Below are 14,224 nucleotides of genomic sequence, written 5' to 3'. Positions count from 1 at the left end.
GCTGGAACACAAAAACAATTCGAGTGAACACATGAACATGCCAATTGCCAAAGACGTGCTGACCCCTGTGCTGGATCCGCTGGAAACCGCCAGTATCGACGAGTTGCGACAGCATCAGTTGGAGCGTCTGCGCTGGAGCCTGAACCTCGCCTACAACAATGTGCCGCTGTACCGTCAGCGTTTCGATGCGCTGGGAGTGCACCCGGACGACATCAAGTCCCTGGAAGATTTGGCAAAGCTGCCCTTCACCACGAAATCCGACCTCCGCGACAACTACCCCTACGGCATGTTTGCCGTGCCGATGAACGACATCGTTCGTCTGCACGCATCCAGCGGCACCACCGGTAAACCGACCGTTGTGGGCTACACCCAGAACGACATCGACACCTGGGCCAACGTAGTGGCGCGTTCGATCCGCGCCGCCGGTGGTCGACGTGGCGACAAGGTCCACATTTCCTATGGCTACGGCCTGTTTACTGGCGGCCTCGGCGCGCACTACGGCGCTGAACGCCTGGGCTGCACGGTGATCCCGATGTCCGGTGGCCAGACCGAAAAACAAGTGCAACTGATAAAGGATTTCCAGCCGGACATTATCATGGTCACGCCGTCCTACATGCTCAACATCGCCGACGAAATCGAGCGCCAGGGTATCGACCCGCATAAACTGGCCCTGCGCCTGGGCATTTTCGGTGCCGAGCCGTGGACCGCCGATTTGCGCAGCGCCATTGAAGCGCGCCTGGGCATCACCGCATTGGACATTTACGGCTTGTCGGAAATCATGGGGCCTGGCGTAGCAATGGAATGCGCCGAAACCAAGGACGGCCCGACCATCTGGGAAGACCACTTCTATCCGGAAATCATCGACCCGGTCACTGGGGAAGTGCTGCCGGACGGTCAAATGGGTGAACTGGTATTCACCTCATTGAGCAAAGAAGCCCTGCCGATGATCCGCTACCGCACCCGCGACCTGACCCGCTTGCTGCCCGGCACCGCACGCCCGATGCGCCGCATCGACAAGATCACCGGGCGCAGCGACGACATGCTGATCATCCGCGGCGTCAACGTGTTCCCGACGCAAATCGAGGAACAAGTACTCAAAGTTAAACAACTTGCCGAGTGCTATGAGATCCACCTGTATCGCAATGGCAACCTCGACAGCGTTGACGTGCATGTCGAGCTCAAGGCCGAGCACAATCACCTGACTGATGAACAGCAGAAGGCTGTTTGCGGGGAATTGAGCAAAAACATCAAGACGTACATCGGGATCAGTTCGCGAATTGTTTTGCAGCCGTTCCATTCGATCAAACGATCCGAAGGCAAGGCTTGCCACGTGTTGGATAAACGTCCAAAGGCATGACCACCTAAAGCATGACTGCTGCACCCCTTATGGCCCCGCTTTTGCGGGGTTTTTTTTGGGGTTTGGAGATCTACGGCGATCCGCTGTTCCGTGGAATTAAATCTGCTTGGGATGGGTGTCCACGTCGAAATGCGATCACACAAGGGTTTTGCGTTCGCACGCAAGCGCCAACAGGCCGGCTCCCAAAGAAAACAGAAAAGCGTACACCCTAATCATTCCAAAGGCCTAGCGTTGCCGTGCCTCTCGTCTTTGATCCCGATCCACTCGCTCGGCAGCAGCTCGGGAAAACAAGCGGCAGCTACCGAAACCGACAAGTACCCCCTCGCCCCCCCCCCCAAAACCGATACAGAAAACAAATACGACACGTCATTTTATGTTTGAAATTAATTTCTGTATCGCTTATAAAGTTATCCATGCCCTCGACAAGATTCTAGGCGGGAGACCCCAAATGTACGCACAGCTCGTAGAAACAGGCGTAAAGCGCATCAAAGACCTGTCGGAAATGTCTGAACAGGAACGCGCTTTTCAAGAAAAAATCGATTCAGAAATCAAAGTCGAAGCCAAGAACTGGATGCCAGATGCCTATCGCCAGACTTTGATCCGGCAGATTTCCCAGCACGCCCACTCCGAAATCGTTGGCATGCTGCCCGAAGGCAACTGGGTCACCCGCGCGCCATCGCTCAAACGCAAACTGCAATTGATGGCCAAGATCCAGGACGAAGCCGGTCACGGCCTGTACCTGTACAGCGCGATGGAAACCCTCGGCGCAGACCGCGATGAAGAAATCGCCAAGCTGCATAGCGGCAAAGCCAAGTATTCGAGCATCTTCAATTACCCGACGCTGAACTGGGCCGACATGGGCGCGGTGGGCTGGCTGGTGGATGGTGCGGCCATCGTCAACCAGGTGGTGCTGCAGCGCACCTCGTACGGCCCCTACTCCCGAGCCATGGTGCGAATCTGCAAGGAGGAGAGCTTCCACCAGCGTCAGGGCTACGAAATCCTCCTGACCATGATGCGCCACGGCAATCAAGCGCAAAAAAACATGGTCCAGGACGCGATCAATCGCCTGTGGTGGCCGTCGCTGATGATGTTTGGCCCAAGCGACGAACACTCGCCCAACAGCGCTCAATCCATGGCCTGGAAAATCAAGCGCCAGAGCAATGACGAACTGCGCCAGCGCTTCATCGACCAGACCATCCCGCAACTGGAGCTGTTGGGTTGCACCTGTCCCGACCCGGACCTGAAGTGGAATGCCGAACGCGGCCACTACGACTTCGGCGAAATCCAGTGGAGCGAATTCTACGAAGTGCTCAAGGGCAACGGCCCGTGCAACCAGGAACGCGTCGCCACCCGCCGCAAGGCGATTGAAGACGGTGCCTGGGTGCGTGAAGCCGCCGTCGCCCAAGCCCGCAAAAAACAAAACAAGAACGCCGCCTGAGTCGGCCACTGATGTGGAGTAACTGAAATGTCCGAGTGGACCCTCTTTGAAGTTTTCGTGCGCAGCAAGCACGGCCTCAACCACAAGCACGTCGGCAGCGTGCATGCCGCCGACACCACCATGGCCATCGAGAACGCGCGCGAGCTCTACACCCGTCGCAGCGAAGGCGTGAGCCTGTGGGTCGTGCCTTCGGCGCTGATCACCGCTTCGTCGCCGGATGAAAAAGACCCGCTGTTCGATCCGTCGGACGACAAGGTCTACCGCCACGCCAGCTTCTACGAGCTGCCGGCCGAAGTCGGGCACATGTGAGGTCGACCATGAACAACAAGACCGATCTGATCGAATACCTGCTGCGCCTCGGCGACAGCGCCCTGATCCAAGGCCAGCGCCTGTGCCAATGGTGCGGCAAGGCGCCGGCGCTGGAAGAAGAACTGGCACTGATGAACGTCGGCCTCGACCTGGTGGGCCAGGCGCGCAACTGGCTGGAGTACGCCGCCGAATTGCTGGACGACGGCCGCGATGCCGATCACCTGGCGTTCCGCCGTGACGAGCGCGCTTATCGCAACCTGCTGCTGGTCGAACAACCCAACGGCGACTTCGCCGTGACCATGCTCAAACAGTTCCTCTACGACGCCTGGCACTTGCCAGTGCTGCAGGGCCTGAGCCAGTCCAGCGACGAGCGCATCGCCGGGATTGCCGCCAAGGCGGTGAAGGAAGTGACCTATCACCTGCGCCGCTCCGGCGAATGGATCGAGCGTATGGGCGACGGCACCGAGGAAAGCAATCGGCGCATGCTTGCCGCGATTCCCGAGGTCTGGCGCTTCACCGTTGAATTAATCGCCGCCGATGACAGCGAACAGCGACTGTGCGCAGCCGGCATCACCCCGGACATCGCCAGCGTCGCCGCCCAGTGGCAAGCCAAAGTCGAGCAGATCTTCAGCCACGCCACCCTGCCCGTCCCCGCGACGCCGAGCTATTTCTACCTGAATGCACGCACAGGTCTGCACACCGAACACCTGGGCATTCTGCTGGCCGAAATGCAGTTCCTGCCACGAGCGTACCCCGATGCAACCTGGTGAGCTGATCGCCAGCGACCTCGGCGCCCGGCCGGCTCAACCGACCGACCTGGCTGCCGCGTGGGCGATCCTGTCCGAAGTGATGGACCCGGAAGTGCCGGTGGTCAGTGTCGTCGACCTCGGCATCGTCCGCGATCTGGACTGGCAGGCCGGTCACCTTCACGTGGTGGTTACGCCGACCTACTCCGGTTGTCCGGCCACCGAAGTGATCGAGAGCGACATCCGCGAAGCCCTGGAACTCGCCGGGTTCAAGGCACCGCAACTGGAGCGCAAGTTGACCCCGGCCTGGACCACGGACTGGATCAGCGCCGACGGCCGCGAACGCCTGCGCGCCTACGGCATCGCGCCACCCGAGGGCAGCACCAGCAAACGCAGCCTGCTCGGTGAAAGCCCGCACGTTGTGTGCCCGCAATGCGGCAGCGCCCACACCGAGGTGCTCAGCGAGTTCGGTTCTACCGCCTGCAAAGCCCTGTATCGTTGCATCGATTGCCGGGAACCGTTCGACTATTTCAAGTGCATCTGAGCGGCGAATCGGCCGTCCTAGCTGGAGAATAACAATGAGCAAATTTCACAGCCTGACCATCAAGGATGTGCGCACCGAGACCCGTGACGCGGTGTCCATCGCCTTCGACATTCCGCAGGAACTGCAAGACAGCTTTCACTACACCCAGGGCCAGCACCTGGTGATGCGCACCCAACTGGACGGCGAAGAAGTGCGCCGCTCCTATTCGATCTGCACCGGGGTCAACGACGGCGAACTGCGTGTCGCCATCAAGCGTGTGGCGGGTGGGCGCTTCTCGGCGTTTGCCAACGAACAGCTGAAAGCTGGGCACACCCTGGAAGTGATGCCACCGGCCGGGCATTTCTGCGTTGAACTGGACCCGGCGCGCCATGGCAATTACCTGGCCGTCGCGGCCGGCAGCGGCATCACGCCGATTCTGTCGATCATCAAGACCACCCTGGAAACCGAGCCAAACAGCCGCGTCACGTTGCTGTACGGCAACCGTTCCAGCTCTGGCGCGCTGTTCCGCGAGCAACTGGAAGACCTGAAAAATTGCTACTTACAACGCTTGAACCTGATCTTCGTGTTCAGCCGCGAGCAGCAGGACGTCGACCTGTACAACGGCCGGATCAACGCCGAGAAATGCGAGCAACTGTTTAGCCGCTGGCTCAACGTCAAAGCCCTCGACGCCGCGTTCATCTGCGGTCCGCAAGAAATGACCGAGACCGTGCGCGACAGCCTCAATGCCAAGGGCATGGCACCGGAACGCATTCACTTCGAACTGTTCGCCGCCGCCGGCAGCCAGCAAAAACGTGAGGCCCGCGAAGCGGCGCGGCAGGTGGATGCGGCGGTCAGCCAGATCACCGTGATCAGCGACGGCCGCGCCCTCGCCTTCGACCTGCCGCGCAACAGCCAGAGCATCCTCGACGCCGGCAACGCCCAAGGCGCCGAACTGCCCTACTCGTGCAAGGCCGGCGTGTGCTCGACCTGCAAGTGCAAGGTCATCGAAGGCGAAGTGGAAATGGATAGCAACCACGCTTTGGAAGACTACGAAGTGGCCGCCGGCTATGTGCTGTCGTGCCAAGCCTTCCCGATCAGCGACAAAGTGGTGCTGGATTTCGACCAGCTCTGATTCTTCTGCCTCAATCGAATGATCCACAAAAGCCAGGCATTACGTTCGTTCCTAAAAAAACAATAAGGAGAGCGCTTCCATGACCCCCCAAGACATAGAACTTATCCGCCAGCACCCCGACTTCATCGAGTTGGTGCGACGTAAGCAAAAGCTCTACTGGTCGCTGTCGCTTATCATGCTGGCGATCTATTTCGGCTTTGTGTTGCTGGTGGCATTCTCCCCTTCAACCCTCGGCCACTCGCTAAGCGGCGGCGTGACCACCGTGGGCATGCTGGTGGGTGTGTTGATTGTGGTGTTGGCCTTTGCGTTGACCGGTTTCTACGTCTATCGCGCCAACAACGTGATCGACCCGCTGAATGAAAAACTCAAGCAGGAGTGCGCCCGATGAGTCGCCTTCTCGCGTTGTACCTGCTGCCGCTGGCAGTGGTCACGGACCTTGCCGTCGCTGCCGACGGCGCATCGCGACCATTGAACTGGAACGCCATCGGCATGTTCTTGGTGTTCGTTTTATTCACCCTCGGCGTGACCCGTTGGGCGGCATTGCGTACCCGCTCCGCCAGCGATTTCTACACCGCGGGCGGTGGCATGACCGGTTTCCAAAACGGCCTGGCAATCGCCGGCGACATGATCTCGGCAGCGTCCTTCCTGGGCATCTCGGCAATGATGTTCCTCAATGGCTACGACGGTTTGCTTTACGCCTTGGGCGTATTGGCCGGCTGGCCGATCATCCTGTTCCTGATTGCCGAACGCCTGCGCAACCTCGGCAAATACACGTTTGCCGACGTGGTCTCCTATCGCCTTGAACAAACCCCGGTGCGCCTGACCTCGGCCTTCGGCACCCTGACCGTAGCGCTGATGTACCTGGTCGCACAAATGGTCGGCGCCGGCAAGTTGATCGAATTGCTGTTCGGCATCGACTACCTCTACGCGGTGATGCTGGTCGGCGTGTTAATGGTGTTCTATGTGACCTTCGGCGGCATGCTTGCCACCACTTGGGTACAGATCATCAAAGCGGTAATGCTGTTGTTCGGCACCACGTTCATGGCGTTCATGGTGCTCAAGCATTTCGGTTTCAGCACTGAAGCGATGTTCGCCGGCGCCACCGCCGTGCACGCCAAGGGCAACGCGATCATGGCCCCAGGTGGCCTGCTGTCGAACCCGATCGATGCTATCTCGCTGGGGCTGGGCATGATGTTCGGCACCGCCGGACTGCCGCACATCCTCATGCGTTTCTTCACGGTCAGCGACGCCAAGGAAGCCCGCAAAAGCGTGTTTTACGCCACCGGGTTCATTGGCTACTTCTACCTGCTGCTGATCATTGTCGGCTTCGGCGCCATCGTCATGGTCGGCACCGATCCGACGTTCCGCGACGCCAACGGCGCGATCATCGGCGGCGGCAACATGATCGCCGTGCACCTCGCGCAAGCGGTGGGCGGCAACCTGTTCCTCGGCTTCATCTCGGCAGTGGCGTTTGCCACCATCCTGGCGGTGGTCGCCGGCCTCGCGCTGTCCGGCGCCTCGGCGGTGTCCCACGATTTGTATGCCTGCGTAATGCGCAAAGGCCAAGCCACCGAGCAACAGGAAATTCGCATCTCGCGCATCGCCACGCTGTGCATCGGCGTGCTGGCGATCATTCTGGGCCTGCTGTTCGAATCACAGAACATCGCTTTCCTGTCCGGCCTGGTGCTGGCCATCGCCGCGTCGGTGAATTTCCCAGTGCTGTTCCTTTCGATGTACTGGAAAGGCCTGACCACCCGTGGTGCGGTCACCGGCAGCCTGGCGGGGCTGGTCTCGGCAATAGTCCTGCTGGTGCTGAGCCCGGCGGTGTGGGTCAACGTGCTGCATCACGAAAAGGCGCTTTTCCCCTACTCCAACCCAGCGCTGTTTTCCATGAGCTTGGCGTTCTTCAGTGCCTGGCTGTTTTCCGTCACCGACAAATCCCCCCGTGCAGCCCTTGAACGTGGCCGTTATCTGGCGCAGTTCATCCGTTCCATGACCGGCATCGGCGCCTCGGGCGCCAGCCAACACTGAACCTTAACTTGAGGCGCGGTTGCGACTGCGCCAGACACTGACCATCGGAGCAATTGTGATGTCCTCTTCACCTACACTGCATGCCCCTACCCTGCAAAGCTTCATCGCCGGTCGCTGGATCGGCCAACACGGCGCACAAGTCCTGCGCAGCGCACTAGACGGTCATGAAATCTTTCGGACCCACGAAGAACGCCCGGATTTCGCCGAAGCCATCGAACACGGCCGCCGAGAAGGCGTCAGTGGCCTGATGGCACTGGACTTCCAGCAACGCGCCCAGCGTCTCAAGGCCTTAGCCCTGTACCTGAGCGAGCGCAAGGAACAGCTCTACGTGATCTCTCATCACAGCGGCGCGACCCGCGCCGATAGCTGGATCGACATCGAAGGCGGCAACAGCACGCTGTTCACCTACGCCAGCCTCGGTTCCCGCGAATTGCCGTCGGGCAACGTCGTCCATGAAGGCCCGGCCATGCAGCTGAGCAAGATGGGCACCTTCGCCGGCACCCACATCCTAGTGCCTCGCGGTGGCGTGGCCGTGCACATCAACGCCTTCAACTTCCCGATCTGGGGCATGCTGGAAAAATTCGCCCCGAGCTTCCTCGCAGGCATGCCGTGCATCGTCAAACCGGCAAGCGCCACCAGCTACCTGACCGAAGCCGTGGTCCGCATGATGGACGAATCCGGCCTGCTGCCGGCGGGAAGTCTCCAATTGATCATCGGCGGCACCGGCGATTTGCTCGATCGCCTGCAAGGCCAGGACGTGGTGACCTTTACCGGCTCCGCGGAAACCGCCGCCAAGCTGCGGGTCAACCCGAACCTGATCCGCAATTCGGTGCCGTTCACCGCCGAAGCTGACTCGCTGAACTGCGCAATCCTCGCCCCGGACGTGACGCCGGATGATGATGAGTTCGAGCTGTTCATCAAAGAAGTCGCACGGGAAATGACCGCCAAAGCCGGGCAGAAATGCACCGCCATTCGCCGCGCCATTGTACCGGCGAAACACGTCGATGCGGTCGCTACCCGCCTGCGTGATCGTCTGAAGAAAGTAGTGGTCGGCGATCCGTCGGTGGAAGGCGTGCGCATGGGTGCACTGGCGTCCCACGATCAACAAAAAGACGTGGCCGAGCGACTGGAAGCCCTGTTACAGAGCAGCGACATGCTGTTTGGCGGTCGTGATGGTTTTGAACCGCGCGGCGAGAACGTGGATAAAGGCGCGTTCTTCGCGCCGACGCTGTTGCAGGCCCGTGATCCGCACGCCGAAGGTGGCGCTCACGATATCGAAGCGTTCGGTCCGGTCAGCACATTGATGGCTTACGGCGATCTCGATGAAGCATTGGCACTAGCCGCGCGCGGCAAAGGCAGCCTCGTGGCCAGCCTGGTAACTAAGGATCCGCAAATTGCCGCCAAAGCGATTCCGGTGGCAGCGGCATTGCACGGCCGTTTGCTGGTGCTGGATCGCAACTGCGCGGGTGAGTCCACCGGTCACGGCTCGCCGCTGCCGCAGCTGAAACACGGTGGCCCAGGTCGTGCCGGCGGCGGTGAAGAACTCGGCGGCCTGCGCGCGGTGAAGCACTACCTGCAACGAGCGGCGGTACAAGGTTCGCCAACAATGTTGGCAGCTGTGACCGGCGAATTCGTGCGTGGCGCCAAGGTCATTGAAACCGAGGTGCATCCGTTCCGCCGCTATTTCCAGGACTTGCAGATCGGCGAGTCGTTACTGACCCACCGTCGCACGGTCACCGAATCGGACCTGGTGAATTTCGGCTGCCTGTCGGGCGATCACTTCTACATGCACTTCGACGACATCGCGGCCAAGGAATCCCAGTTCGGCAAGCGTATCGCCCACGGTTACTTCGTGCTGTCGGCAGCGGCCGGTTTGTTCGTATCCCCCGGCGTAGGCCCGGTACTGGCCAACTACGGTCTCGATACCCTGCGCTTCATCAACCCGGTGGGGATTGGCGACACCATCCAGGCGCGCCTGACCTGCAAGCGCAAGATCGACCAGGGCAAAAAGAGTCCACAGGGTATACCGCAAGGTGTAGTGGCGTGGGATGTGGAAGTGACCAATCAACTGGGAGAGCTGGTTGCCAGTTACGACATTCTTACGCTGGTTGTGAAACGCGAATAGCGAATCTAGTTGACCAAATCGACGCTTAGATCCGATTTGGTGCACACTCTGCTGAGCAGGTAGCAAGACGGGAAATCCTTGCTGAACCGAACCAACCGCAACGCTGGCGACTCCTAAGCCAGCGTTAGCATACTGCTTGCAATTAGCGTAAACGCGTAGATAATCGCCCCGTTCAAGTCGAAGCACTCAACGGCGATAATGGAACACGGTAATTACCTCTGCAGGCAGCCGCTTTCAAAGCGATACCGCCCAGCTCTTTATTGGCACTTTCTAATACGACACTCGACTATGCACCTAGCCACAGTCGAATGGCAGCACTATGCACTCGCTGGCTCAATACATAATAAAACTTTAAACTTACGAACCTGACGACATTGGTATTTTGCAGAAGCCCAGCCAGCGCCCGATACTTTTGTTGACTACGAGATAAACGCAGCATACTTCGCCAGCAATATTCATCGACGGAATACTCGCCGAAAGCTTATCGAAATTTTATATCGGATCGCGGTCTGTGATTGGCAGCGATCGTCTTTGCGCAACCATCGAAGCTGATGCATACGAAGCAAGACAAGCGATTGATCTTAAATCAGTTAATAGATTAACTTCCGCACTTTCATTGCTGGCATTTAGCGCAACAACGATCACTCCGGCGCAATGAAACATTGCGTAATCAAGAAGAAAAAAAACGAGACCGGATATCTCTACAACTAACACCTTCGCACAGTAGAAACAATGACCAACATTTTCTACGCACCCTTTGATGGACTGTATCCACTACCAAATCTACAGCATCGCAACACAAAAGTTTTTATCTAACGCAAAAGGACAAACAGTTCAGCTCTACATTGGCCGCCGACCATACACCATAGCTGCCGAGGATCATTTTATCCCTCAGCAGACTTTTTTAGACGTCATCAAAAGAGCGTTGACCGTAAGCGCAGATTTTCGGCTGAGAGTTTCACTGCGGAGCTTAAATATAAGCGCTGAACGCCTTTCTAGGATACCAAGATTTAGAAGCACCAAAATTATAGTATGGAACATGGCGGACAGAAATGCACAGTTACCAACCTGCCGTCTATAAAATTACCAACGACCATCCCGACACCCTAAAGCGCAGAAACTATAGCCCGTTAACGGTCTAAACGAAAAATTATCGAGTATCACGCCGCCGACCATGCTGCTTAAGAAATTTGCTTACTAGCGGAACAACTTAGCAACACTAAAATCACTTGACTACACGTGTGGCGCACCGCCCCCCCAGAAGCTAACGCGAGATTTTCAATTTTAGCGTTAGCGTAGCAACGAGTTCAGACAGCATCCGTGATGCTTTTAAATCCAACCTAAAAAGCTACTCATACAACAGCTGAGTTACTAGCATCAACCCCTAAAACTTGGCCTCATTAATAAAGACCAACCCCTAAAATTTGTGCACAGGTGCGATTTACCAATCAAACTCCACTGACCATAGAACAACCACCCATTCGAATTAAATCAATCACGCCAACATTGATTTCCGCTTGATTATTAGTTTTACGAAAGCCAGCGAACACGCCTAATGGAAATTATCGAATTCAAGCATCTAAATAGCCGTTATCCAAAAGCCTGCGCGGACGAGTGAAATTCTAATTTCTATTAAGAACGACGGCTAAAGCGGTCTCAACTCCATTACCAGGCGCAACATGGTTCTTACAGACGCACAACCTTCAGTCAAATGGTTAATATATTTCGAGCCCCGTTCCAAATTAGAGAGAGAAAAATATAGAAGCGCTGGCCGATTCAGCTGATATAAAAAACAAGTGATTTATTGATATAAAACTTTAAAAAAACTAAAAATCTGGATAGTGTATGAACCCTATGCTCATTCAACAATTTAAATTAGCAAAAGAATGCTAGCAGCATTGGGATTTTCAACCAGACAACCCATACTGCTGCCGTCTTATGTATCACTTCTGTTCTCCACTTAAAAATACGTGGATACCATCGCCCTTATCTTCCGGATTTCCATGCGCCAAAGAACCTCTCATCCCAAACCCTTTAACGCTCAAGTCGTCCAGGAATGCCTGCAACCGGGCGTATTGATGGCCAGCGTTGCCCTGCGCCACGGTATCAACGCCAACTTGGTTCGAAAATGTATTCCTGTTTATCGCGATGGTCAGCCGCCGGCGCTGCCCGCTTTTGTTCCGATGAAACTTGAGTCGTTAAAGCAGCCCATTCAGCAACAGCCTGTCAGCATCGAGATCCCTTTCGGTCAGCAAAAGCTCACGGTGAAATGGCCATCTTTAGACCCTGATGGATGTGCCCGTTTTACCCGTGAGCTTGCCCAATGATCCGCATCGATTCCATCTGGCTTGCCACCGAGCCCATGGACATGCGCGCAGGCACTGAAACCGTATTGGCCCGGGTGATTGCCGCACTGTGCTTACCTGTTCGCCTATCGCCGCGCCACTCGGATGAAAGTGCTGGCGCATGACGGCTTTGGGGTCTTGTTAACGGCTCGCCGATTGAATCAAGGCAGATTTCACCGGCCTGGCATCCGACATGGATCAGAAATAGAACGCGATGCCGAGCAGCTTCAGGCATTGGTGTTGGGCCTACCATGGCAACGTGCAGGTGCTTGCGGCTCGATCACACTGCTTTGACGGCAACCATTAGCCTATCGATTTATCGCCGCAAATTGCCTAGTCTGGCACAATCCGTACTATGACTTCGCTTCGCGACCTCTATCACTTGCCCCCTGAACAACAGCGCGCCTTGGCGACGCAGTTGATGCAGCATGTCGGGACGCTCGACCATCAGGTCAGCACGTTGGGTATGACCGTCAAGTCGATATGGCAAACCGTTGAGACCCTGGGTAATAAGATCCATAGCGACCAAACGCTCATCGAAAAACTGACCTATGAGATCGCCTAACTCAAGCGTTTGAAATTTGCTAAGCGCAGCGAGCATATGAATCCGGCGCAGGCTAGCCTGCTTGATGATCTGATCGACACCGATATCGCAGCGATTGAAGCCGAGCTTCAAAGCTTGCAGACAGTGATAACTGCGCCTGAAAAAAAGCAGAAGCCCAAACGCAACGCGTTACCGGCTGAGTGTCCACGCACGCTGATCTACCAAGAACCGGACAACACTCACTGCCCATGCGTCTGCGCCCTCAAGCGCATCGGTGAGGACGTCAGCGGAAAGCTAGACTACACGCCAGGCGTATTTACCTTTGAGCGCCATGTTCGTGGCAAATGGGTCTGCGATGACTGCGAAACGCTGATTCAGCCACCGGTTCCGGCGCAGGTCATCGACAAGGGTATACGGACTGCTCGGCTGTTGGACCACGTCATGATCGCCAAGTTTGCCGACCATCTATCGATTTTCGGTCGAGCCGGCCTGGCGATTCCACGTTCAACACTTGCTCAGTGGGTGGGTGCAACCGGCGTGCAGTTGCAGCCTCTGGTCGACGCGCTGCGCGAAGTGGTGCTAGGGCCGCAGGTCGTCCAAGCTGATGAAACGCCGGTGCAGAGGCTCGCGCCAGGCACAAAGAAAACCCACCGTTCCTATGTGTGGGCCTACGCCTCCAGCCAGTTTTCGGACGTCGCAGCAGTGGTTTATGACTTCAGTCCCTGCCGCGCTGGAGAGCATGCTTGCAACTTTCTGGAAGACTGGAGGAGCAAGCTGGTCTGCGATGACTTTGGCGGTTACAAGGCCAGCTCCGAACTCGGCGTGACCGAGATCGGCTGCATGGCCAATGCCCGGCGCAAGTTCTTCGAACTGCACGCGACCAACAAGAGCCAGATCGCCGAGCAGGCCTTGCGGCACATCCAGTTGCTGTACGAAATCGAGAGCGAAGTCCGCGACCTGGAACCGGATTTACGGCGCCAAATACGGCAGGAAAAAGCGGTACGGTTGATGGATAGGCTGCATGCCTGGATTATCCCCCAGCGCGATCTCGTGTCCGAAGGTTCAGCCATCAGCAGAACGCTGGATTACAGTCTGAAACGCTGGACAGCGCTGTCGCGCTACCTGGATGTTGGTGCCGTCCCCATAGACAATAATTGGTGTGGAAATCAAATCAGGCCATAGGCTCTTGGACGCAATAACTGGCTCTTCGCCTGATCGCTGCGCAGTGGCAAACGGGCGGCGGCGATCACGAGTTTGATTCAGTCTGCGCGACTGAATGGGTATGATCCATATGCTTATTTGAATGACCTGCTCACGCGCCTGCCGACGCAGCGGGCGAGCGACATCATTTGCTGCCGCATAAGTGGCAACCGGTTTAATCATGCGAGGCGTGATGGTCGGATTCATACGCTTCGAGTAAGAGCTTCGTTGACGTATGGAAATCCTTACGATAAGGGTGATCGCCTCCGCTTCAAAATACGCGGACACCATCGCCCAACGCTTCACCCTGCACCTCAGGGTGCAACATGCATGACTCGGGGTCTGGTTGATTCGCCATTTCTTACCAGTATCGAACTTTCATCGACTATCCTCCGCCAGCTTTAACTGGCGCACTAAGCGTCCGGCCAACTAACCTTCCTGGCCCCGACGCCAAAGTCACTTCTACGGTAAGCC

At 57.1% G+C, this 14,224-nt stretch carries 12 protein-coding genes and 1 pseudogene; all 13 read left to right on the top strand.

Annotation, left to right across the window (positions count from 1 at the left end):
• Nucleotides 1-31 precede the first annotated feature (31 nt).
• Nucleotides 32-1,357 (top strand): phenylacetate--CoA ligase PaaK, encoded by a 1,326-nt coding sequence (paaK, locus tag G9Q84_RS08070; RefSeq protein WP_181643097.1) that lies wholly within the window; start codon nt 32-34, stop codon nt 1,355-1,357.
• Nucleotides 1,358-1,805: 448 nt separating this feature from the next.
• Nucleotides 1,806-2,795 carry a 1,2-phenylacetyl-CoA epoxidase subunit PaaA gene (gene paaA / locus G9Q84_RS08065; protein WP_181643096.1) on the top strand — a complete coding sequence of 330 codons (990 nt, stop codon included), beginning with the start codon at nt 1,806-1,808 and terminating at the stop codon, nt 2,793-2,795.
• Between the two features lie 27 nt (nt 2,796-2,822).
• Nucleotides 2,823-3,104 carry a 1,2-phenylacetyl-CoA epoxidase subunit PaaB gene (gene paaB, locus G9Q84_RS08060; protein ID WP_007943393.1) on the top strand — a complete coding sequence of 94 codons (282 nt, stop codon included), beginning with the start codon at nt 2,823-2,825 and terminating at the stop codon, nt 3,102-3,104.
• Between the two features lie 8 nt (nt 3,105-3,112).
• Nucleotides 3,113-3,874, top strand: a complete 762-nt coding sequence (gene paaC, locus G9Q84_RS08055) for a 1,2-phenylacetyl-CoA epoxidase subunit PaaC (RefSeq protein ID WP_181643095.1) — start codon at nt 3,113-3,115, stop codon at nt 3,872-3,874.
• On the top strand, nt 3,861-4,394 hold the full coding sequence (gene paaD, locus G9Q84_RS08050; protein ID WP_181643094.1) for a 1,2-phenylacetyl-CoA epoxidase subunit PaaD: 534 nt from the start codon (nt 3,861-3,863) through the stop codon (nt 4,392-4,394). The genes paaC and paaD overlap by 14 nt, the downstream gene beginning before the upstream one ends.
• A 34-nt stretch (nt 4,395-4,428) precedes the next feature.
• Nucleotides 4,429-5,505: a 1,2-phenylacetyl-CoA epoxidase subunit PaaE gene (gene paaE, locus G9Q84_RS08045; protein ID WP_181643093.1), complete on the top strand. Its 1,077-nt coding sequence runs from the start codon at nt 4,429-4,431 to the stop codon at nt 5,503-5,505.
• A 79-nt stretch (nt 5,506-5,584) separates the two neighbouring features.
• A complete protein-coding gene (locus tag G9Q84_RS08040) occupies nt 5,585-5,893 on the top strand; it encodes a DUF485 domain-containing protein (RefSeq protein WP_181643092.1) in 309 nt (102 codons plus the stop codon).
• Nucleotides 5,890-7,536: a cation acetate symporter gene (locus G9Q84_RS08035; protein WP_181643091.1), complete on the top strand. Its 1,647-nt coding sequence runs from the start codon at nt 5,890-5,892 to the stop codon at nt 7,534-7,536. The genes G9Q84_RS08040 and G9Q84_RS08035 overlap by 4 nt, the downstream gene beginning before the upstream one ends.
• Nucleotides 7,537-7,594: 58 nt before the next feature.
• A complete protein-coding gene (paaZ, locus tag G9Q84_RS08030; protein ID WP_181643090.1) occupies nt 7,595-9,661 on the top strand; it encodes a phenylacetic acid degradation bifunctional protein PaaZ in 2,067 nt (688 codons plus the stop codon).
• A gap of 1,970 nt (nt 9,662-11,631) precedes the next feature.
• Nucleotides 11,632-11,988, top strand: a complete 357-nt coding sequence (locus G9Q84_RS08025; protein ID WP_181643089.1) for a transposase — start codon at nt 11,632-11,634, stop codon at nt 11,986-11,988.
• Complete coding sequence (locus G9Q84_RS08020) at nt 11,985-12,131, top strand: hypothetical protein (protein WP_181643088.1); 147 nt, start codon at nt 11,985-11,987, stop codon at nt 12,129-12,131. The genes G9Q84_RS08025 and G9Q84_RS08020 overlap by 4 nt, the downstream gene beginning before the upstream one ends.
• Entirely contained in the window at nt 12,112-12,300 is a 189-nt protein-coding gene (gene tnpB, locus G9Q84_RS29760; RefSeq protein WP_181643087.1) for an IS66 family insertion sequence element accessory protein TnpB, read from the top strand. The genes G9Q84_RS08020 and tnpB overlap by 20 nt, the downstream gene beginning before the upstream one ends.
• Nucleotides 12,301-12,361: 61 nt before the next feature.
• Nucleotides 12,362-13,929: pseudogene (gene tnpC, locus G9Q84_RS08010) on the top strand (IS66 family transposase).
• The last annotated feature ends 295 nt before the right edge of the window (nt 13,930-14,224 follow it).

It is taken from the genome of Pseudomonas sivasensis (assembly GCF_013778505.1).
Classification (GTDB): domain Bacteria; phylum Pseudomonadota; class Gammaproteobacteria; order Pseudomonadales; family Pseudomonadaceae; genus Aquipseudomonas; species Aquipseudomonas sivasensis.
Note: the sequence above shows the minus strand (reverse complement) of the source record. Positions and strands in the feature narration are given on the sequence as shown.